The sequence below is a fragment of the Roseofilum sp. KMC-1 genome, assembly GCF_057802075.1.
In genome coordinates this window covers 2644095-2665516 of record NZ_CM173605.1, presented here as the reverse complement: position 1 = coordinate 2665516, position 21422 = coordinate 2644095, and the positions used below count along the sequence as shown (strand labels likewise).

General features: G+C 46.4%; 22 protein-coding genes. 10 read left to right on the top strand and 12 right to left on the bottom strand.

Annotated elements, in window-relative coordinates:
• Positions 1-126: 126 nt before the first annotated feature.
• From AC3FZD_RS12525 to AC3FZD_RS12515, 3 genes are all read right to left on the bottom strand, one after another.
• A complete protein-coding gene (locus AC3FZD_RS12525; RefSeq protein WP_488736349.1) occupies positions 127-963 on the bottom strand; it encodes a sensor histidine kinase in 837 nt (278 codons plus the stop codon).
• A 220-nt stretch (positions 964-1183) separates the two neighbouring features.
• Positions 1184-1768, bottom strand: coding sequence for an L-threonylcarbamoyladenylate synthase (locus AC3FZD_RS12520; RefSeq protein ID WP_488736348.1), 585 nt, complete (start codon positions 1766-1768; stop codon positions 1184-1186).
• On the bottom strand, positions 1765-2388 hold the full coding sequence (locus AC3FZD_RS12515; RefSeq protein ID WP_488736347.1) for a hypothetical protein: 624 nt from the start codon (positions 2386-2388) through the stop codon (positions 1765-1767). Before AC3FZD_RS12515 ends, AC3FZD_RS12520 begins: the two co-directional genes overlap by 4 nt.
• A 135-nt stretch (positions 2389-2523) precedes the next feature.
• Between AC3FZD_RS12515 and gvpF the strand changes: the two genes are divergently transcribed.
• The 4 genes from gvpF to AC3FZD_RS12495 all read left to right on the top strand — a co-directional run bounded on the left by gvpF (position 2524) and on the right by AC3FZD_RS12495 (position 4311).
• Complete coding sequence (gene gvpF, locus AC3FZD_RS12510) at positions 2524-3267, top strand: gas vesicle protein GvpF (RefSeq protein WP_488736346.1); 744 nt, start codon at positions 2524-2526, stop codon at positions 3265-3267.
• Positions 3268-3283: 16 nt separating this feature from the next.
• A complete protein-coding gene (locus tag AC3FZD_RS12505; protein ID WP_488736345.1) occupies positions 3284-3526 on the top strand; it encodes a gas vesicle protein GvpG in 243 nt (80 codons plus the stop codon).
• Positions 3527-3674: 148 nt separating this feature from the next.
• On the top strand, positions 3675-3965 hold the full coding sequence (locus tag AC3FZD_RS12500) for a nucleotidyltransferase family protein (RefSeq protein ID WP_488736344.1): 291 nt from the start codon (positions 3675-3677) through the stop codon (positions 3963-3965).
• A complete protein-coding gene (locus tag AC3FZD_RS12495) occupies positions 3955-4311 on the top strand; it encodes a HepT-like ribonuclease domain-containing protein (RefSeq protein WP_488736343.1) in 357 nt (118 codons plus the stop codon). The genes AC3FZD_RS12500 and AC3FZD_RS12495 overlap by 11 nt, the downstream gene beginning before the upstream one ends.
• 47 nt (positions 4312-4358) lie before the next feature.
• Here AC3FZD_RS12495 and AC3FZD_RS12490 read toward each other — a convergent pair whose 3' ends face one another.
• Positions 4359-4685, bottom strand: coding sequence for a sugar ABC transporter ATP-binding protein (locus tag AC3FZD_RS12490; protein ID WP_488736342.1), 327 nt, complete (start codon positions 4683-4685; stop codon positions 4359-4361).
• 31 nt (positions 4686-4716) lie between these two features.
• The gene (locus tag AC3FZD_RS12485; RefSeq protein WP_488736341.1) at positions 4717-4887 is read right to left on the bottom strand and encodes a hypothetical protein; all 171 of its coding nucleotides are present in this window, start codon (positions 4885-4887) and stop codon (positions 4717-4719) included.
• A 183-nt stretch (positions 4888-5070) separates the two neighbouring features.
• Here AC3FZD_RS12485 and ybiA point away from each other — a divergent pair, with 183 nt between their 5' ends.
• The 3 genes from ybiA to AC3FZD_RS12470 are packed head-to-tail and all read left to right on the top strand — an operon-like array spanning position 5071 to position 7148.
• Complete coding sequence (gene ybiA / locus AC3FZD_RS12480; protein WP_488740337.1) at positions 5071-5571, top strand: riboflavin biosynthesis intermediates N-glycosidase; 501 nt, start codon at positions 5071-5073, stop codon at positions 5569-5571.
• A 12-nt stretch (positions 5572-5583) separates the two neighbouring features.
• Entirely contained in the window at positions 5584-6441 is an 858-nt protein-coding gene (locus AC3FZD_RS12475) for a ParA family protein (protein WP_488736340.1), read from the top strand.
• 2 nt (positions 6442-6443) lie between these two features.
• Positions 6444-7148 (top strand): ParB N-terminal domain-containing protein, encoded by a 705-nt coding sequence (locus AC3FZD_RS12470; protein ID WP_488736339.1) that lies wholly within the window; start codon positions 6444-6446, stop codon positions 7146-7148.
• Positions 7149-7242: 94 nt separating this feature from the next.
• On the opposite strand, the gene cynS is transcribed toward AC3FZD_RS12470, so the two are convergent.
• The 5 genes from cynS to AC3FZD_RS12445 form a co-directional block, all read right to left on the bottom strand.
• A complete protein-coding gene (gene cynS, locus AC3FZD_RS12465) occupies positions 7243-7686 on the bottom strand; it encodes a cyanase (protein ID WP_488736338.1) in 444 nt (147 codons plus the stop codon).
• Positions 7687-7883: 197 nt separating this feature from the next.
• Positions 7884-8771 carry an ABC transporter ATP-binding protein gene (locus AC3FZD_RS12460; RefSeq protein ID WP_488736337.1) on the bottom strand — a complete coding sequence of 296 codons (888 nt, stop codon included), beginning with the start codon at positions 8769-8771 and terminating at the stop codon, positions 7884-7886.
• Entirely contained in the window at positions 8771-9607 is an 837-nt protein-coding gene (ntrB, locus tag AC3FZD_RS12455; protein WP_488736336.1) for a nitrate ABC transporter permease, read from the bottom strand. The genes AC3FZD_RS12460 and ntrB overlap by 1 nt, the downstream gene beginning before the upstream one ends.
• A gap of 18 nt (positions 9608-9625) precedes the next feature.
• On the bottom strand, positions 9626-11263 hold the full coding sequence (locus tag AC3FZD_RS12450; protein WP_488736335.1) for an ABC transporter substrate-binding protein: 1638 nt from the start codon (positions 11261-11263) through the stop codon (positions 9626-9628).
• 221 nt (positions 11264-11484) lie between these two features.
• Complete coding sequence (locus AC3FZD_RS12445; RefSeq protein WP_488736334.1) at positions 11485-12255, bottom strand: response regulator transcription factor; 771 nt, start codon at positions 12253-12255, stop codon at positions 11485-11487.
• A 103-nt stretch (positions 12256-12358) separates the two neighbouring features.
• Here AC3FZD_RS12445 and AC3FZD_RS12440 point away from each other — a divergent pair, with 103 nt between their 5' ends.
• Positions 12359-13597: a PAS domain-containing sensor histidine kinase gene (locus tag AC3FZD_RS12440; RefSeq protein ID WP_488736333.1), complete on the top strand. Its 1239-nt coding sequence runs from the start codon at positions 12359-12361 to the stop codon at positions 13595-13597.
• Positions 13598-13611: 14 nt separating this feature from the next.
• Here AC3FZD_RS12440 and AC3FZD_RS12435 read toward each other — a convergent pair whose 3' ends face one another.
• The gene (locus AC3FZD_RS12435) at positions 13612-14412 is read right to left on the bottom strand and encodes a class I SAM-dependent methyltransferase (RefSeq protein WP_488736332.1); all 801 of its coding nucleotides are present in this window, start codon (positions 14410-14412) and stop codon (positions 13612-13614) included.
• A 67-nt stretch (positions 14413-14479) separates the two neighbouring features.
• Here AC3FZD_RS12435 and AC3FZD_RS12430 point away from each other — a divergent pair, with 67 nt between their 5' ends.
• On the top strand, positions 14480-15433 hold the full coding sequence (locus tag AC3FZD_RS12430) for a glycosyltransferase family 2 protein (RefSeq protein ID WP_488736331.1): 954 nt from the start codon (positions 14480-14482) through the stop codon (positions 15431-15433).
• Positions 15434-15439: 6 nt separating this feature from the next.
• On the opposite strand, the gene AC3FZD_RS12425 is transcribed toward AC3FZD_RS12430, so the two are convergent.
• A complete protein-coding gene (locus AC3FZD_RS12425; protein WP_488736330.1) occupies positions 15440-18868 on the bottom strand; it encodes a pentapeptide repeat-containing protein in 3429 nt (1142 codons plus the stop codon).
• A 542-nt stretch (positions 18869-19410) separates the two neighbouring features.
• Here AC3FZD_RS12425 and AC3FZD_RS12420 point away from each other — a divergent pair.
• A complete protein-coding gene (locus AC3FZD_RS12420) occupies positions 19411-21378 on the top strand; it encodes a hypothetical protein (RefSeq protein WP_488736329.1) in 1968 nt (655 codons plus the stop codon).
• Positions 21379-21422 lie beyond the last annotated feature (44 nt).

Sequence of the window (21422 nt, the reverse complement as noted above, 5' to 3'; positions counted from 1 at the left end):
AGGAGCTGGTCAAAGGGTTCTTATTTTTAAAAGGCTTTGCCATCTACTGAGATCATCTTAACCTGTGTCAGACCATTAACTCGATAAAAGTTACCCTCTCCCCTATTCCCCTACTCCCCCATTCCCCTATTCCCCCAGGAGAAGCGCTGTATCGGTTAGATCTTCAACTTCCATGCTACCCCAAGGCAATTTACACAAAATGCGACTGGTTCCCCGTTTTGCGGAGGATTCAGGAGAGGGAACTTCAAGTAATTCTAAGCTGCCGTGCATCAGTTCTAAGAGCAGTTTATTCGCCATGAGGGTGAGTCCTGGGGACGGGGAGCCATTCCAAGTCAATTCCGAGTCAGGGGGAGTATTTAATAAATCAATGGGTTCTTGCCAACAATCGGGGGAGCGTTGATCTTCGAGATAGAGATAAACTTGTTGGGTTTCGGGAACTGGATGGGCATGAAGGTGAATAGAACCTTCACTCATGTGGGCGATCGCACTATCGACTAAGCTGGTTAAGACTTGTCTGAGGCGACGTAAATCCGCTTGGACGTAAATTTCCGGATCGGGCATGACAATATCGAGGTGTAAATTGCGATTGCCTGCCTGTAAATAGGTTAAATCATAGATGTCTTGAAAGACCTCAGTTAAGGGAATGGTTTCGATTTCCATCACATCCGTTCCTTGCTCGGTTTTGGAAATCATCACCATTTCATCAATGAGCTTAATGAGCTTGAGGGCAGAATCATGGGCCTTGGCGATAAATTCCCGTTCCTCTTCTGGGGAGTCACAGAGGTCATTGAGAATCAGTTGATGCATTCCGATCAAACCGTTGAGAGGCGATCGCAATTCATGGGAAATTCTGCCTAAAAATCCTTGTTTGAACTGGGCCATTTCCGTTGCCATTTGATAGGCTAATTTAAGCTGTTGCACATCATCTCCATCGGATGAAGAAGCAGAGTGATTACGGTTCATTTTTGTTTTCCTTGAGCGTTTCCGATTCTTCCACAGGGTGCGACTGATACTCAGCCCCGCCATGCCTACGATCAGTCCCGATGTAAACTGTACCCAATTCCCCCAAGTCATGGTAGTGCGTGTATCCCCAATTGATGTTGTGTTTATTCTAGTGCCGTACCAAGCCAACTAGCCTCCAACCGATAGCCATTTTTAATTTTTAATTTTTAATTTTTAATTTTTAATTGATCTTAACGGCTCCTTGCCGTAAAACTTCCCAATCTTTCCCTGTCCAACGGGCCACGGTTGAGGGAATACCACTGGCTAAGTTTTCAGGGTTAAACTCATCGTTCAGGGTTAGCACTTGGGGGAATTCGGCGGCAATCTCGGCTAGAGTTTCTAGGGGAGGATGGCCGGAGCGGTTGGCGCTGGTGGTGGCGAGAGGCCCGGTTTGAGCGAGAATGGTTTGGGCGATCGCACAATTGGGTATCCTCAAGCCAATACTGGTGGGATTTTGGGGATTCAGTTCTTTGGGGACGGCCGGGGATGCGGGTAACACTAGCGTCAGCATTCCCGGCCAATGTTGCTTGGCCACCTGTTGCCAAATTTGCTGCTCTTCTGGCGTTCCCTGACAAAAAGGCCAAAGATCTTCCGGAGCAGCCCCCATCAGAATCAAGGGTTTGTCCAAACTGCGGTTTTTAGCCTCAAAAATCAGGGGAGCGCACTGGGGCAGAGCGGCTAAAGCGGGTACAGTATCTGTGGGGAAGCTGACTAACTGACCCGCTTTTACACCCACAATCAGTTCCTGGGGGGAGACTTGGCTCATGGGGAATCTGCCTCTTCCTCTTCCTCGGTTTCCCTCGCAGGATGGGGTAAAATTTGCTCTGGAGTGATCAGGCGATCGTCTTGGATAATGGCGATAATCATTTTAATCGACTCCATCACCCCTGGGGTTTCCACAAATTGTTGATGTTCGGTGACTGAAGTAGCTAGGCGAGTGAGAATTTTACTAAAGGATTTATCCCTAGCCTGAATCGTCTGTTCTTCAGTCAGTTTTTGCCCTCTTTCGGCGGCTTCTAAAATGGGTAACAGGGGTGTGGCTTCTTGGATGGCCTCCCCACGATTAATCAGTAAATCGATTAGGGTAATCACATCTCTGGCCGCTTTTTGGAGGGGTAATTCTTCCTCGTTAGCGGCGCTAGATGGCTCTGTAACATCCCCAGAAGTTCCAGGGGCAAAAAGAACATTTTCTAGGGATAACCCGTCAGGAAAGCCCTCTAATTGCCCTTCTTGCCACAATTCGATCGCCTTATCTAAGGCTTTTTGGCGATTGCCTTCGGTGTTGCGACGACCTTCAACAGCGATCAGGGTTCCTTTTTGGTCTTCTGGGGGAACGCTGAGGTCATCGACGATCAGATAATTAACAGTTGCTTTTTTGCGACCCATGAAGTTTATAGCAGATGAAAAGCGCTATCCCAGTTTACCGTATGGGTGACAAAGATGACTTGAGGAGGGAGAAAGGAGCGCGGCGATCGCCCCGACTGATAGAATGAATCCATCAACCTCATGTCAGTGTCTGGAATGAATGATTGTTCCGCCTTTTATCTTTATGGTATTTTTCCCTCTCCAGGCCCGCAAAATTTAGATTTAGTAGGCTTGGATAAACAACCCGTTCATGCTCATCAAGTGGATGGATTTACATTTCTTTGCTCTGAAGCCAAACAAGAGCGATATTTGGCCAGTCGGCGCAATCTGTTGTGCCACGAACAGGTGTTAGAAGAGGCCATGCAAGCGGGATATCGCACAGTTTTACCCCTACAATTTGGGTTAACAGTGGAGAATTGGCAGCAGGTTCAAGCGCTGCTGATTAAGCCTTATCGAGACCAGTTAACGATGTTATTTGAGAAACTGAAGGGTTACCGAGAGGTGAGCGTAAAGGTGTTATGGGACATGGAGGAGGAGTTACAACAGGTTTTAGCAGAAAATGTGCAGTTAAGGCAAAAGCGCGATCGCCTGGAGGGACAACCCCTAGGGATGGAGCAGGTGATTGGCATTGGTCAAGCGCTGGAGCAAGCTTTGCAGCGTCGCCAGGATCGGATTATTGGCGAATTTCAACAGGTGCTGAATCCTCTGGCGATCGAGGTCATTGAAAACGACACCCTCACCGATGCCATGATTTATAATACCGCTTATCTTATTCCTTGGGATGATGAACCCAAATTCTCACAGCAAGTCGAGCATTTAGATCTGCACTTTGAAGGCCGTTTGCGAATTCGGTATAATAATTTTACCGCTCCATTCAACTTTGCCAAATTAGAGGATTAACCTCTGGGATTTCAACATGATTATCAAATTACTCACCCTACCCATTCTTGGCCCCATTGAAGGGATGATTTGGATTGGCGAACAAGTTCTAGAACATGCCAACGCCGAGTTAAATGACAAGGAAGATTTGAACAAGAAATTGCTCACCCTTCAGTTGGCCTTTGATATGGGTGATATTTCCGAAGAAGAATTTGAAGAACAAGAAGAGGCTCTTTTACTGGCAATTCAGGAATTAGAAGAAGAAAATAACGAAGAATGAACCATTACCGATCGCGATCGGGGTAGAAACAAGGTATGTTTTCATCTGTAGGGGCGGGTTATACCCATATTTTTGTAAACCCGCACGAACCCACTGTCTGTACAGTACGCATTTATAAACTATACCCATTAAAAATGGAGACCATTTCATGGAGAAACAGGAGGTTCTAGACAAATTAAATCGCCATAGAGAGAACCTGGAACAATTTGCGGTAAAAGCCTTGTTTTTGTTCGGTTCGGTGGCACGGGATGAGGCAACCCCAGAGAGTGATGTAGATGTTTTGGTAGAATTTAACCGCCCCGTTGGGTTATTTACACTGCTAGGATTGCAGGCCTATTTGGAAGAGTTATTGGGGTGTTCAGTAGACCTAGGGACACCGAGTTCCTTGCGTCCCCACTTGCGGGAAACGGTTTTAAAGGAGAGAATTCGTGCAATCTAGAGAGTTCAAGCTACGGGTACAGGATATATTAACTGAAATTACCCTAGTCGAAGAAACTACATCCAACTTGAGTTTTGAGGCGTTTATTCAGAATCCGCAAGCACTGCGGGCAGTGCTGTACAGTTTCGCTGTAATTGGGGAAGCAGTAGCGAGTTCAATTGAGGATTGGGAGTCAGCCGACCCAACAATTCCATGGCATGAGATTCGAGGAATGCGGAATATGGTAATTCATGAGTATTTTCGAGTAGATCTAGAGGTGGTTTGGCAAACTACACAGTTAGATTTACCTGCTCTCAAGGTAGCCTTGCAAAGGATTTTGGATCGACTGGAGATTGAGGGAGAATGATAGCGGAGTTGGCGAGTGATGCAAAGCAAAACCAGTCGTTCAATTCTCTAGTAATCTAACAAGAATGTCTCATAATTAGTTGATCGCCCTGATGTTTTTTTAGTCGGATTGAGTCCGGGTAAGGAAGGATTAGAAGCGCTGGTAGCGCCGGGAGGCGGGGTGTTTTTTTTTAGTTGATCCATCTGACGATTGATGATCGCCAAGCGTTTCTCAATTTGCTGACCCCGTTGCTCAATGGTTTGCAGTTCGTTAGCAAGTCTTTGTCTTTCTACTGCGAGTTGATAGAGATTCAGATAATCCGATGCTTCCGACTGTTGACGGGGGATGGTGCTGATTTTCGGGGGAATGCTACGGCGAGAAATAGGGCGTTTCATAGGTTGGTAATGGGGGTATCAATTCTTGATTTTACGGTGAGGGACTCAAAATCCGCTTTGGAGTCAATCGACGATGGGGTTTATTGCTCATTTCTTCAAGCTTTTTAATATCATCGTATAAGGCTTTCAGATCCCAATTGAATTGGGCAGCATAGGCCTCGCGGATAGCTCTAATCTCTTCGACAATTGGATCATGTTTCATTGTTCATCCTCTATAAGTTCTTCTGGAGTACAAATGATTGAAGGCTCGTAGCCATAAGCACGGCATAGTCTTTCTCTTTTACCTCGCATAATAGCATTAGCAATGTGCTTAGTGCTTACGGGTCTAGTTTACCGGATAAAATGGAAGTTAGACTTATCCTCAATAATTTGTAAACTCAGAATGATGACGATTTATTTCTATTCTACTCGTGAAAAGCCTTATGGCTGTTTCTCCAATTTTTCAGCCCATGGGTTTACTCTAGATGAGTTATGGTGGCCCACTAGCGAGCATTATTTTCAAGCGCAAAAGTTTGTAACTACCGATGCAGCGTGGTTTGAGCAGATTCAAAGGGCGAAAACCCCGAAAGATGCGGCAAAAATGGGACGCGATCGCACCCATCCCCTACGAGAAGATTGGGAACAGGTGAAAGAGGAGATTATGTTTCAGGGAGTGTTGCAAAAGTTCACAACCCATGAGGAGCTACGGCAGATTTTGTTAGAAACGGGAGAAGAAGAAATTGTTGAAAACTCCCCCATTGACTATTATTGGGGATGCGGGAAAGACGGAAGCGGCAAAAATCGGTTAGGAGTCATTTTGATGCAGGTACGTGAAGAACTCCGTAAAATTTCTTCAAGTTCTCCCACATCCATGACCCATAAGTGTAAAATCGAGAACGGACTATAACTCCCACACCTCATGAAGACCATTGCGATTTACCACAACAAAGGCGGAGTCGGGAAAACCACCACGGCCGTGAATCTTGCTGCTGCCTTTAGTAACAAAAATAAGCGCGTCTTGCTCATTGATATTGATGCTCAGGCTAACTCGACGTTTGCTACGGGGTTAATTAAGTTTCAATTTGAAGAAGATGATAACCTGAAAGATCGGAATATTCTACAAATCTTGAGTTCGGGGGAGTTAGATTTTATTCCCGAAATTGCCCGTAAATCCAAGGGGTTTAATGTTCCAGAAATTGATGTAATTCCCTCCCATATTACCCTGATTGATGAACAAGATAGGCTCAATCGTATCAGTGCTGTTCCGTTTCGCCTGAATACTAAGCTACAACAAGTCGAGGATCGTTATGATATTGTGATTATTGACGCGCCCCCTTCGAGAGACCTCTATGCTCAGATTGCGTTAATTTCTGCTGACTATGTGATTATTCCTTCGGATATGAAACCCTTTTCTAATCAGGGACTAACGAATGTGAAAAAATTTATTCGTGAAATTAATGAAACTCGATCGACGATTGGTAAAGAACCTTTGGAAGTGTTGGGGGTTTTGGCTTCTAAAATTTTAACCAATAGTAAATACTTGGAATTTGTGTTTCCTAAGCAGAAAGAAGCGGTTTTGCAACGGTATCAGTTTCCCATGTTGAAGACGGTAATCTATGAGAGGGTGGCACTTTCTCATTGTGTGAATCAAACGGTGAGTCGAGGCGATATGGAAATTCCTGACCCAAAATCGGTGTTTGAGTTTGAACGGGATGGGGATTCTGTGAAAGAATTTAGAAATCTATCGTCTGAAGTGATGCAAAAAATCGGTTTGTAATTATGAGCAAGTATTATTTAGTGGATGTTAAAAGTATTCAGTCAAAGGTTTCTCGTTCAGAGTTTGCTGTAGACGAGTTGGAAAGTTTGGCTCAAAGTATTTTGCAGGCTGGTGGTTTGTTGGTTCCCCTGATTTTAAAGCAAACTGGGCCGGAATCTTATGAAGTTTTGGCGGGCGATCGCCAATATTATGCAGCCGTCAGAGCGAAGGAAATCAATCTGCGTGCAGGGGAAATGGTGAATGCGTTTGTGGTTCCTCCCAAGTTGCAAGAGGCAGCCCTAGAGCAGGTTTCGGCGCTCCATCCGACACCGACTCAGGAGGGGAATACCTCGACTGATGCTGGAGCGACGAGAGCGGTAGAGCAACGTTTGAATAACCTGGAATCTCGCTTTGATCGCGCACTGCAAGACATGAAACAGACGCACCAACAGGCAATTAAGGAATTGCAACAGCAAATTGATGGCTTACAGGAACAAATTCCAGCGAAAATTGAGCCACTGGAGCTATTGAACCATGCTAACTCAAGGGAACTGCTGGAAAAACTGGCGATCGCCAATATACGGGGTAAAACAGCCGATAAAATCATTGATGGGATCGAGAAAGCCCGCAAAAAAGCGCCATTTAAGTCCTTCAGCGATGCGATCGATCGGATTCCAGGACTCGGAGTTCAGCGCATGATTACCCTCCTCGATACTTGGGGAAAGTAATCTCAAATTTGAATCTAGTAGGGGCGGGTTTCAAACCTGCCCCTACAAAAATGTTTCACTGTTACAGAATAGATACCTACCGGATTTGAACAAGCTACCACTTCTTGTAGGGTAAAAACTTACCGCACATAATGATTTTGACGCGATCGCCCTTCGGATCGGGTTCCCGCTCCACATCCAGAGAAAAATCAATGGCGCTCATAATCCCATCCCCAAATTTCTCATGCACCACCGCCTTAATCGGCAGACCATAAACCTGCATGATTTCATAAAAACGATAAATCAGAGGGTCAGTAGGAATCACCGGCTCTAGAGACCCTTTTAGTGGGCACTCCGTTAACGGTTCAATCAGGGATGCATCCGCGCCAATCGCTTCCACAATTTTAGTCGCTTCTTCTAGAGAAGCACTAGCCTGACGATAGAGAACAGAAGCAATCCAAACTTCATCACAACCGACCTTAGCTTCTAAATCGGCAAAGGTTACACCAGCCGCTTTTTTAGCTGCTAACAGTTTTTGAGTCACTTCAGAAATAGCCATCGTTAAATTCCTCGTTTTAAGTGTGCAAATTAGGGTTATAAGCAGTTTTTTCTGCTATTTATGTGAGAGATGTTGATCCCCCTAAATCCCCCTTAAAAAGGGGGACTTTTACTGCCCCCCTTAAAAAGGGGGACTTTTACTGCCCCCCTTTTTTAAGGGGGGTTGGGGGGATCTTAAAGCGCAGGATCTCAACTTAATTACCCCTTCACCCGCGCTTCTTCAACCGCACGAGTTTCTCGGAACAGATGACTTTCCATCTCGGCTTTCAAATCATGATAAGCAGGATGGCGATCGATATTTTCCCGGTTTCGGGGTCGGGGAAAGGGCACTTCCAGAATCTCATCAACCCCAGCGGCCGGCCCCCGTGTCATCATCACAATGCGATCGGAAAGCAACAGCGCTTCCTCAATGCTGTGGGTAATCATAATCACCGTCTTGCGCTCCTGTTCCCAGATGCGCTCGATCTCATCCTGGAGAAACCCCCGCGTCAGAGCATCAAGAGCGCCAAAGGGTTCATCCATCAGCAGAATTTGGGGATTAATCGCCAAAGCGCGAGCAATTCCCACGCGCTGACGCATCCCTCCAGAAATTTCATGGGGATGTTTCTTTTCTGCACCCACCAAACCCACTAATTGAATGTGTTCTTTGACAATGCGTCCGATTTCCCGTTTCGAGAGTTTGGGATAGACCGTTTCCACCGCAAAATAGATATTTTCCTCCACCGTCATCCAGGGCATGAGGGCATAGTTTTGGAAGACCATACCGCGATCGGGCCCGGGCCCCTCAATGGGCAAACCATTGAGTAAAATCTCACCACTGGTAATGGGAGAAAGACCGGCGATCAAATTGAGTAGGGTAGACTTGCCACAACCTGACGGCCCGATAATGCTTACGAAGGTATTGGGTTGAATATCAAGACTGATATTGGCGATCGCCACAAAGTCTCTAGAGGTTTTCCGCAAAATCTTACTAAAGATATCCTGCTTACCCTCAAAGACCTTAGTCACCTGCCGAATCGACAGTTGAGCAGAAGGGGAAATATCCGTGGGAGTCACTGAGTTAGAATTCAAAGGACTAATACTCATCAGTTGCGACCAAATGTGACCAATTTCTCAGCAGTAGCAAAGAGACTATCTAGAATCAGGCCGACTAAACCGATAATGAAAATCGCGACCAAGATATTGGGAATATAGAGATTATTCCACTCATTCCAGATAAAATATCCTAGACCGGTTCCCAACAACATTTCTGCGGCAACGATGACTAACCACGCAATGCCCATACTGATCCGCAAACCAGAGATAATATTGGGCAGTGCGGCGGGAATCATCACCTTAAAAATGGTGCGGAGCCGAGAAGCGCCCAGAGTTTTCGAGACATCTAAATAATCGGGGTTCACATTGGCAACCCCAAACGAAGTATTGATCAGGGTGGGCCAAATGCTAGAGATAAAAATAATAAAAATACCCGTATTCTCAGAATCTCGGAGCAGATAGAGACCCAGGGGCAACCAAGCCAGGGGAGAAACAGGTTTGAGCAGTTGAATGTAGGCATTAAAGCCTTTTCTGGCTACGGGGGAAATGCCGATTAAAATGCCTAACGGAACGGCGACGACGGAGGCTAAAAGATAACCGATCGCCACTCGGCGTAAACTAATCAGCAGATTCCAGCCAATCCCCAAATCATTGGGGCCATTGTTAAAGAAGGGATGGGTGAGCCACCACCATAATTCAGCCAGAGTTTTAGAGGCTGTAGGTACTCCTTTGGCAAAGAGTTCTGCACGAGCGCCCATTTCCCACAACAGGAGGAAGACAGCTAAGGAGCCGATAAACAGGGCAAAGGCCTGCACATTCTCGTTTAAAAGGGGGTTTTTTCGTTTCCTTCGTTTGGTCAGGTTTGGGGTGGATTGACTAACGGTCATGGGTGAATCTCTATTTTACTAAACACCATATTTATCGATTTGTGCTTGCACGTAGGTGGCCGGATCGGTGGGGTCGAAGGTATCAAACTTCAAGGTTTCTGTGCGATAGATTTCTGACGGGGGAGATTGGCCGAGTTCTTGGGCCAGTTCGCGAGCCAGATCGGTTAAAAAGATATCTTTGCCTACGGTGTCATAGCCTTTTTCGGGAATGGCTTTGGCGGCTAAACCGTCTCCTTGCAGATCCCAGCGCACCAGTTGGGAGGAAATCCAGTTAGCGAAGCTTTGCCAGGGATAGGGGTCGAAGTCGATGCGATCGGGGATGCTTAAGGTATTGCCATTGCCATCTTCAAAGTTGCCGGTGAGGACAGCTTCGACCACTTCTACCGGTTGATTGAGGAAAGCGCGTTCGGAAATAGCGGCGGCAATTTCTGGACGGTTGGCGGGGTTGCTGGCATAGCCTGCGGCTTCAATAATCGATTTATTCAGGGCGCGGAAGGTCTTAGGATGGGCTTCAATCCATTGGTCGCTGGCAGCAAAGGCACAGCAGGGATGTCCCGGCCATAGCTCTTTGGTGAGCATGTGGATAAAACCGGCTTTTTCGTAAACAGCCCGTTGGTTGAAGGGGTCGGGCATCAGGTAGGCATCAATGTCTCCGGCGACCAGTTGGGCGATGCTATCGGGAGGAGGAACGGGGCGGATTTGCACATCGACATCGGGGTTAATTCCGCCTGTGGTGAGGTAGTAGCGCAGGAGCAGGTTATGCATGGAGTAGGGGAAGGGCACGCCGATGGTAAAGCCTTTGAAGTCTGCGGGGCCGTTGATTTTGCCTTTGTGCCGTTCGGCGATGGTGATGGCTTGGCCGTTGATGTTCTCGATGCTGGCGAGTTTGACTCCGAAGGCGGCAGACCCCAAACCGAGGGTCATGGCGATGGGCATGGGGGCCAGCATGTGGTAAGCGTCCAGTTCTCCGGCGATCGCCGAATCTCGCACTGCACCCCAACTGGGCATTTTCACCACTTTAGCGTTAAACCCATATTTTTTGTAGAAGCCCAAGGGTTCCGACATGATGATGGGGGTGGCACAGGTAATGGGGATAAAGCCAATTTGCAGATCGGTTTTCTCTAGGTCTGCGGTGGCTACGGGTTCCTCTTCTGCTTCCGATTCCCCTGAATCCGGCTCGGCACAACTGGCCAAACTAACCAGGGCTGCCCCTACCGCCATATTGCGTAGGAATTCCCGCCGGGTGGATTTCCCATTACGAATGGCATCCCCAAAGAATTGCCCCGCTTGGGGGCCAAAGGCAGCAGCAAAGGCATTTTCTAAACCACCCGCTTGTTGACAAAGGGCTAAAATCAGCTTTTCCCGTTTCGGGTCGCCCCGACCCACCCGTTTCAGAAATAGGGTCTTGCGAAGTTCATAGGCGTTAACTGCATCTGCTGCCCGCAGTTGGTTTTCTTTATAGACTCCCATTTTTACCAGGTCATCTACCAATTCAACGGGGTCTTGGGGCAAGGTCTGCATAAAGTCCCAATGGTCAAAGCTGGAGTGCTGCCTTCCGCAGACTTGACACAAGGGCTGTAAATTAGACCATTTGCGATTACCGGATTGGGCAGATTGCCAATTTTTGAATGTCTCCTGTGCCGAAATCAAAGTCATAGATCCATGTCCATCTCTAGGGAACAAAATGCTAAACCTACCCAATACCAATGGGCAATTCTATTAAGATTTACGGTGAATATTGCTCAGTAATGTATCAGGTAGATTCTAGAAATGCATTGGATTTTATTTGGGGAAAATTGGGATTTTTTTTAGCAGATTTTCTAGGACTGAAAATCGATCTAGATTATGTTAACTGAGATACAGATTATTCTTTTTAGCTATGATCGATCCTTGATTTGCCCATGATATTGTTGTCGCCAACGGAGGGGAGAAATGCCATAAATCTGGCGAAACTGGCGAGTAAAGTATCCGGGATCGGGATAACCTGAGAGTTCGGCAACTTGTTTTATGCTCTGTTGGGTGGTTTGCAAGAGTTGACAAGCTCTAGCCATTCGCTGCTTAATAATCCATTGTTTGATGGTCTGTCCGGTCTGTTTTTGCACCAGATGGGTTAAGTAGGCTGGGGAATATCCGGCCGCGTCGGCCACATCCTTAAGATTGATGGGTTGGTGATAGGAGGTTTCAATGAAGCGGAAGACTTGAGTTAATTGGGGACAATGGGGAAAAATGCTAGAGGGTTGAGGCTCTGGGCATTTTTCGCTATACAATTTTAGCAGGTCATCTTGACGTTTCAGGCGGGTGGCGATCGCCGCCAAAAATTGCTCTACAGTACAAGGTTTCGTTAAATAATCATCGGCTCCCAACTCCATCCCTTGACGTAAATCAGCCATGGTGACTTTAGCCGTTAGAAAAATCAAGGGAATTCCTGCCGTTTCTGGAGAACTGCGAAGTTGGGACAGAACCGTATAGCCGTCCATATCGGGCATCATGATATCACACACCACTAAGTGCGGCTGATAATCGCGAGCGAATTGTACCCCTTCAGAACCATTACTTGCACCATAGGCACAGAATCCTTCAAATTCTAGGGATTTCAAAAAAATATTGCGAGTTTGACGTTCATCTTCAATAATGAGGATCATTTTCATTACATCCCTAGGTCATAGCGATAGAACTCTTTTTCTTGAGTTTATTTAAGATAAAATCTGCACTTATATAGTGTAGTAGCTCACACTTTTTAGAACAACTTCAATGACCCATTATGCTTGGTTTCCCCCTTCTATAACTGCGCCATCGACTGCCCTCAATGAATTGGTAGCCCAAGACTTTAGCCAATTACTGCGTCAGCATCAGTTGATTCTCAATGCTGTGGGAGAAGGGGTTTATGGTCTCGATCTTGAGGGTAAAGTCACTTTTGTTAATCCGGCGGCTGCTGCTATGATTGATTGGCCAATTGACGAGTTGATTGGCCTGTCGATGCACGCTGTATTGCATCATTCCCATGCCGACGGAACCCCCTATTGTCGGGAAGATTGCCCGATTTATGCTGCTCTACGAGATGGCAGTACCCATCGGGTGACGACTGAGGTATTTTGGCGCAAAGATGGCACGAGTTTTCCTGTCGAATATATTAGTACCCCCATGCGAGAGGACAATGGACGGTTGATTGGTGCGGTGGTAACATTTCGGGATATTTCCCAGCGTCGTTGGGCCGAGCAAGTTCTACAGCGCAGCAATGAGGAGTTAGAGATTAAGGTACAAGAGCGCACGGCCAAATTGCGACAAGTGAATCAACAATTGCAAGAGTTAAGCGAAATGCGATCGCGGTTTATTGCCATGCTCTGTCATGAATTTCGCAATCCACTCAATAATATTACCTTGTCGATTTCTTCCCTCAAACGCTATGATTCTCAACTCACCGTTGCCGAAAAAACGGATTATCTGCTTGCGATTAACAGCAATGTAGAACGCATGACTCAAATGATTGATGATATCCTCGTGATCGGCAAAATTGAGGCAAAAGTGCTAGAAATCAACCCCCAACGCCTGGATTTAGTCCAATTTTGCCGCCAGTTGTTAGCCGAGCGCGAGTATACTCGGCCCCAGTCTCCCATTGAGTTTATCAGCCGCTCTCGTCAGGCGATCGCCTATTGCGATGAACGACTCCTGCACTCTATTCTTAATAATCTCCTCTCCAATGCACTCCGCTATACCCCAGAAAACAAACCCATTCGCCTCAAATTTTCCAAGCGTCAAAACTATATTATTCTCACCATCCAAGATGAAGGAATTGGCATTCTTCCAGAAGACAAACCCCATTTATTCGAGTTATTTCATCGAGGACGTAATGTCAGCAATATTCCTGGTACAGGCTTAGGTCTGAGCATTGTTAAACAATTTGTTGAACTGCAACAGGGAACCATTCAAGTTAAAAGCAAGGTGAACCAAGGCACAACCTTTATTATCCGTCTGCCGATGAAATTCGAGTAGGTTTTTCACCTGTGCTATTTCGTTGCTACAACGGCCAAATTCCACGCCATACGCTTCATCCCTGGAATCTGTTTCAGCCACCGATCCATCTGTTCCAGTCGCCGATATTCCGGTTGCAATCGCTCTTTTTCTAGGATAATTTTTTTCCAATAGCGCTCTTGATTGGGGTTCACCCGTTCAATGAGATAAAAGCGCAGAAAAATCCACAAGGTGGCAATCCAAAAGGTATCCCATTCAGTCTGAGCAAATAAGGACTTGACAAAGGGTATGATGTTAATATCTAAAGGATGCTCATCTTCCGTGCGTACCTCAGTGGCCATGCGCCGATAAACATTAATTACTGGATTATGTTTTAACGGTTCCCAAAAACAGACTTTTCCTCCCGGTTTCACCAGCCGATGACATTCTTTAATCGCTGCTTCTGGATCGGGAAGATGATGTAAAAGATTAGCGATATAAATAATATCAAAACTATCGTCGGCAAAATCAAACGCCATGGCATTGCCCACATGCCCTTCAATCTTCACCCCATTGTTTTCAGCTAATTTTAACGCTACTTCCACCATCCCCGGAGAATAGTCAGAAGCCACACATTCAGCGCCCTTTTGGGCAAAATAAACGCTATTTTCCCCCGCTCCACAGCCCACATCCAATAGGGTTTTACCTTTCACATCCCCTAAGTGATGCAAGATAAAGCGATTTTCGGGAGCGGTGCAAGCTTCAAAATAATCTGCCACCTGAATTTGGTCAATATCAATGGTGGCAGCCCAGCGATCGTGAAATTCTCGTTCTTTTTTGAAGGTTTCTTCTGACATAATGAAAAGAGGTTTACCGATTACCGATTATGCCTGCTGAATACATAAGGAGCAATCCTAAACAGAAATGGAACCTTTTGTCAAGCCGACTTATTCTTTCATTGTTCCCATTTATAATGAAGAAAACAATATTCCTGAACTCTACAAGCGCCTCCAGTCAGTGATGGAGCAATTAGAAGGACGGACAGAATTAATTTTAGTCAATGATGGCAGTACGGATGCTTCCTTGCGTTTTATGCGGGAATTGCATCAGAGAGATAAGCGGGTTTGTTATCTCAGTTTTGCGCGTAATTTTGGTCATCAAATTGCGGTGACTGCGGGGTTAAATTATGCGCGGGGTGAAGCGGTGGTCATCTTAGATGCAGATTTGCAAGATCCCCCAGAATTAATTCCGGAAATGGTGAAAAAATGGCAAGAAGGGTATCAGGTGGTTTATGCTCAAAGAACGCGCCGACATGAAGAAAAAAAGCGCAAACGATGGATGGCTTATATATTTTATCGGATGCTGAAACATCTGGCAGATGTGAATATTCCCACGGATACGGGAGACTTTTGTTTGATGGATCGGTGCGTGGTAGAGGTATTAAATCAGATGCCAGAGCGCGATCGCTACATTCGAGGACTGCGAGCATGGATTGGCTTCAATCAAACGGCGATTTTATACGAGCGTAGCCCCCGGTTTTCGGGTGAAGTGAAATATACCTTTACTAAGTCCCTATCTTTGGCCATTAATGGTCTAGTCTCCTTCTCCAAAGTGCCCCTACGCCTCTCTACTTATGTCGGTTTAGGAGCGGCGGCGATCGCCCTTTTCATGGCTCTACTCGTCCTCTATTGGCGCATTGTCGCCCCCACTGCTCCCCTCACCGGGTTTGCCACCATCCTGATCGCCATCTTCTTTCTCGGAGCCGTACAACTCGTCAGCATCGGCATTCTAGGGGAATATATCGGTCGCATCTACGAACAAGTCAAAGGTCGTCCCCTCTATACCCTAGCCGAAGTCCGAGGATGGGAAAGAAAATAGCGATGATTAACCCTCACCAGGAGCTTGATAAATGATCGTTTCACTGCCATCATCATCGTCCGCCTCTTCCCCAGGAGGTGGAGTATATAAAACCGTCTCACTCTCATCCTCTTCATCATCGAGATCTTCATCGTCATCCGGCATTTGATCGGGCATATAAGCAGCCGTCAGCATATCATTACCAGACTCCGAAATGTCCATATCATCAATCGTTGATTGGTCTAATCGATTGAAATAGGCCCCTGGTTCAAAAGCGACCGTTTCATCTTCGGCGATTTCAATCAAGGGGAAGAAGTCAGCATCCTGGGGAGATTGGATCGGATTAGATCCATTAGCATTTTCCGTCCAACTCGCTTCTTGATAAGCACAATATTGTTCCCAAGTCCAAAAAACACCTTGGGATTGAATAAAGTGTTGATGTTGGGGATCGATCAGAGCTTGGTAGAGACAGGCGTTACTAAAGTTAGCTCCATCTAAAGCTGCACCTTGTAATTTAGCTCCCGTGAGGTTAGCAAGGCTCAGATTAGCCCCCGATAGGTCAGCCCCCGATAAATCAACCCCCGATAAGTCAGCCCCCGATAGGTTAGCCTCTTGAAGTTGGGCCCCACTGAGGGTAGCTCCACTGAGGTTAGCGCCTTGGAGATTCGTCTTTTGCAAATGGCTTTTCGGTAAGATGGCATGTTGTAAATTGACCCAGGGAAGCTGAAGGTCACGGAAGTCACGCCCCAGGCGTTGCCAAAAGATGAGGGGGGCAAGGATGGAAACCCGGCCGGCTAAGGTGAGGAGTTGATTGGGATTGTAAGGAAGCCAACGGCCGAGGGGTTTAGGGCCGGTTTGTAGGTTGAGATCGAGGGCTGTGGAAGATTCAGGGGAGATCGGATAATCCGGAATGCCACAGGGATAGAAGGGGGTGGAGGTGGCGCGAGCCAGGACAGCCAGCAGCAGGAGAAGGTTGACTCCTAGGACAGCATCGACTTGCAGCAGGTTGATGGGATTGCCCAGGGATTGGAAGCCATCGTAGGCTTGTTTAGGAATGGGGGTATCGATCCATTGGCCTTGGCAGTAACTGGCCCAGAACCGATCCAGGCGATCGCATAGGGTCGTGAGATTGAAGGAATGGGGATAATTTTTTTGATCCCGTTGCAGTCGCTCTAGCAGCAGATCTTCGCTATTGTAAGGCAGCAGGCCGAATCCCAGCAGAGGATAGAGGATTTGGGCAATGGTTTGCAGGTCGATTTCTTGACTGGGATCGAGCAGGGGTTGCAGTTGTTTGGCGATCGCCTCCGTTGCCAAATATTCACCGAAGCTACGATGAGTAAATTGATATTCCGTTGTTCCCTTTTGCGGCTTCGGGGTTGCCTGAAATAAAAAGGAAGGTAAATCTAAGGGTTCAGATGGGGGTATATTCAGCTTGTCTCTCAGGTGGGCACTACTGAGGCTTTGTTGTTCACTTTGGAGTAAAGTAAGGGCTGCATTTTGGCAGAGAATACGCAAATTTAAGGGGGAGCGACCTTTAAGGAAGCGGGATATAGTTTCTTGGGATCTGCCCGCATGGCCTAAACCGATGCGAATCAGTTTTTGGGTTTGTCTACCCCGCAATCGTCCAGTGGTAATCTCACCGAACAGCCAGGTCATTAGGCGATCGTAGAGTTCTAATTTTACCCCTGGAAAGGGAATTTCAATTAAATCTTGCTCAAAAAAGCCATCCCGGTGCAAAATTCCTAATAAATACAGCATTAAGGGTTGCCGCACCATTGCTGCTAATTCCTTAGCTGTTGTTTTGCTACTGAATAATCCCGCTTGTTTGAGAAAGTCAAAATAGGATTTAGCAATTTCTCGACTTTGTAATCTTGACCAATTTTTAAACCATTCTTGCACCGCGTCTAAATCCATTGGCTCAAGCTTAAATCGAGATATTTTTAATGGAGATCTTGTTTTTAAAACCCCATTGAGTAATCCCACACCGGCTTCTAGTTTCTGATTTCCCATCGGTTGAATTTTTTGTTCTAAAGCGAGGCGAGAGCGAAAATCAGAACGACTGGTTAAAATGATTTTATGACGAGGCCATCCCCTAGGGTCGCGGTGTTGTTGTTGAAATTGGGCAATTTGTTCGAGTAATTTCTGATAAGGATCGTCACCCACACAACCATAGGGCATGGAATCCAAGCTATCTAAAATTAATAAACAAGGGGGTAATCCTGGTTTTAACCAGCCATCATTGCGGGTGAATTCTGCTCTTTTGAATGCTGAATCGAGAGTTTCTTCTAGGGAGTTTCCTAACTGAATTGAACCCAAAGAAATGACAATGGGCATCCATTCAGGATAAACCTTTTGGGCAATTTCTGCCGCCCACCATTGGCAAAAGCTAGTTTTCCCTAAGCCTGATGCCCCTTCAATTAAAGCTAAACTATAGGTATCCGCAAGTTGTTGATTCGCCCAATCCAGTAAGGACATACTTTTTTCTGATTCAGGACTATTGGTGGGTAATCCTTTAGGGATGACATACAGTTTAGACCAAGAAAAAGATTCTTCAAAACAGGGATTAGCCAGATTAATTTGCAAATCTGCTCGATAAAATTCCCTGGGTAAATCAATAATCGCTCGTGCCCCCGGTGAGGCCGGTTCTAAGAGTTCATAATCTCCTGCTCCGACACCATAAAATCCCTGACTCGAATCGCCAATGCGAACAAATTTTTGCAATTGAGGTAAATAAATATGATATTGGGCAACGGTTTTCAGCAATTGTCCGAATAAGCCTTGATGTAGTCGCTGCCCTAATAATTGGCTTTCTCGCTCTTCTGCACCATTAGCGACTAACCAAGCTTGGATGGCTTGATGAATTTGGCCAATAATGGGAGCATGGGCTAAATTGGAGAGAATTTTTTCCGTTTCTAAATCAGTCAGTCGTTTGCGGTGAATGACTTCAATTTGGGAAACCCAAGGGGTATTGCCCTGTTCTGTTGAGGGAGAAGCGGTAAATTGGGTAATCCAACTGCGATTTAACCAGGGTTTGCCAAGGGTTTCTTCTTGAATCAAGAGATTCTCTAAGCCATCGAGATAGGCAATTTCTAAGGCTAACCAGGTGCTATGGTTGCGTGGCATGGGTTTATACTGACTTTCAACCTGGATCATCGCCCCAGTGAGTTGACTTAAAGGACGAAGATGCGATCGCCCAATGGATAGGGGTCTTTCCAGAAATTCTGCCAGAATATTGGTGTGGAAACTGGTTAATTGTTGTTGATGCAGGCTTTGCACCAGTCGAAACGCTACACCCGCTAAATCAGCTTGGCTCAAGTGATGAAGGTTAATAGGCGTAGGATAGGAGTCCCTCACTCGATCAGGTATGGAGCTAGAACTGACCAGGGAACGACTTGGCTGGGGAGAGCCAAGACTAATATTAGAAGTTTGAAGCCAATCATAAATCTTGAAGTTCATTACTACAGGTTCCGGATCGCAAATAGTCTGAGAGCTAATTGGGGAGAGAGTAAGGGATAAGAGCATTCATTAATCTTTACCATTCCCAAATTAACAATCGGAAGATAGGGGTGACATCTGGGTGGGGCTGCCTGAATTGCCCCAAAACCCTCTGAATAGGGGAAAAGGAGAAGGGTTAAGACAACCTTTCTCAATCGGGGCACTGCTGCATCCCTTTCTTTATGCCTCAAACTATACAGAACGAAGCCTAGAGGACACAAGGGTAAGCTGGGGATAGATGAGTGGGATGGGTTTTACGAACTAAAACCCATTACACTAAACAACGGTTAAACTTTAGAACAAGGCCAGAGACTCTAGAGTCTCTGGTTCGTTTATAACTGGTCTATAACTCTATATCGTCCATCTCCCTTGACTTGATCCAGATTTCCAACTCTGGGTTAGGATTTACCTCTTTTCTAAACGATTGAAACACAGTTTAATAACTTGAATTACATCTCGATCTTTAATCCCGTACATCCGTTACCCCATTTCTCCCAAAGTCTATGAAAGAAGTCTCAACCGCTATTAACCCCCCCCAACAGACTCCATCGAGTCCCTCAAGCCAAAACACAACCCTCAATGCCATGGGCTTATCCCTGTTGTGGTTGATGATTATCCTCATGTTTGGTAGTGCTGGGTTTGTGGCTACTTGGCTGTTAACTCGTGTTCCTCCCACTCCAGATTGTAAAGAGCTATCTCCATTGGCGGCTGATGGGGAGCAACTCTATTGTGTGGAACAGCAGGCCCTTTCGGGCAAATTGGAGGATCTAGAATCGGCGATCGCTTTTGTGGATCGATGGGATTCTAGCCATTCCCTCTATGCTGAAAGTCAGCGCTTGATGACCAATTGGTCAAAGGCAATTTTAGAGTTTGCCCGCCAGGAAATACAGGCGGGTAATCTGGAAAAGGCGATCGAGATGGCTCGTAAAGTCCCTGAGACTAGCCCCTTATATTCTGAGGCTCAGACTAAAATTGAGTTATGGCAAACGGACTGGGAAACGGGTCAAGAGATTTATCAGAAGGCGCTTAAGGCTATAGAAACTCAAAATTGGACTCTAGCCTACCAACAAGTGACTCTGTTGGGTAAATTAGATGACCCCTTCTGGAGTCAAGAACGGTTTTTAGAAGTCTCTCAGTTAATCGCCTCGGAAAAACAACAGCTGAAACAGTTGCAGGATGCCCGCACTTTTGCCAGTTATGACACAGTGGCGGATTTGCTCGAAGCGATGGAGCGGGTGAATAAAATTCCGGCCGATAGTTTGATGCGGAAAACGGCAGAGCAGGAAATCGCCACTTGGAGTCGCGCACTCCTAGCAAAGGCAGAAGAGCGGTTAGAAGAAGACGATCTCGAAGGGGCGATCTCTATTGCCCAGAAAATTCCTAGCTATTCCCCTCGCTATGCAGAGGCTCAAGATTTTGTCCGTCTAGGAGAAGCCATTAATACGGTTCAAAAGGATAATTTAGGAGCCTTTTTAGTCGCCCAAACCCAAGCCGCTCGCATTAAACCCGATCGCCCCCTCTATGAAGAAGCCCAAGCCAAAATTAAGGATTGGCAACAGCAGGTGCAAGATGAAATCCAACTTCAGTTTGCTAATCTGATTGCTAGTGTTGGGCAACCCATCGCGCTCAAACAGGCAGAAGATTTTGCCCAAATGATCTCTGTTGACCGGCCTCGACGCATTCAAGCTCAAACGAAAGTCGCCCATTGGCGCAAAGAGGTTGAGCGTCTAGAAGCTCTCCCCATTTTGGCTATGGCTCGTCAGTTGGCCTCTAGGGAAACCCTGGAGGATTTTCAACAAGCTAAAACTTTAGCTGCCGAGATCAAGCCGGGTCATCCTCTACGCTTGGAGGCTCAAACCTTAATCGCTGAGTGGAATAAGCGGATTGAGATTATTGAGGATGGGCCGATTCTGGAGCGGGCGGAATCCTTGGCTAAGGCTGGAGATTTATTGGCAGCTATTGAGATGGCGCAAAAAATTGCTTCCGATCGCGCTTTGTATGGTCAAGCCCAAGATATTATTTATAAGTGGGAGTTGGAAATTCAAACGGCTCAAGATAAGTCTAATCTCAAGGATGCTGAATATTTAGCGTCTTTGGGTCGTTACAATGAAGCGATTCGCACGGCTTCTCGGGTCGGTTGGGGTAGACCGCTTTATTATGAGGCTCAAGATGCGATCGCCCGTTGGCAGGCTAAACTAGATGCCTTATATACTCCTCCTGCACCGGTTTATCGAGAGCCGGAACCCGTACCTCAAGAACCGGTTTATCAAGAGCCGGTTGATCAACCACCGGTTAATCAGGAGCCGGTTGATCAACCACCGGTTAATCAGGAGCCGGTTTATGAGGAGCCGGTTTATGAGGAGCCGGTTTATGAGGAGCCGGTTTATGAGGAGCCGGTTTATGAGGAGCCGGAATCCGTTGATGAACCGGCATCTGAGCCTTCAGATTATAGTCCAGAGCCACAGTTCTAAGGAGGGGTTGAGCAAAGTGTTGGTTTTCCCCTAAGCTGGTAAAC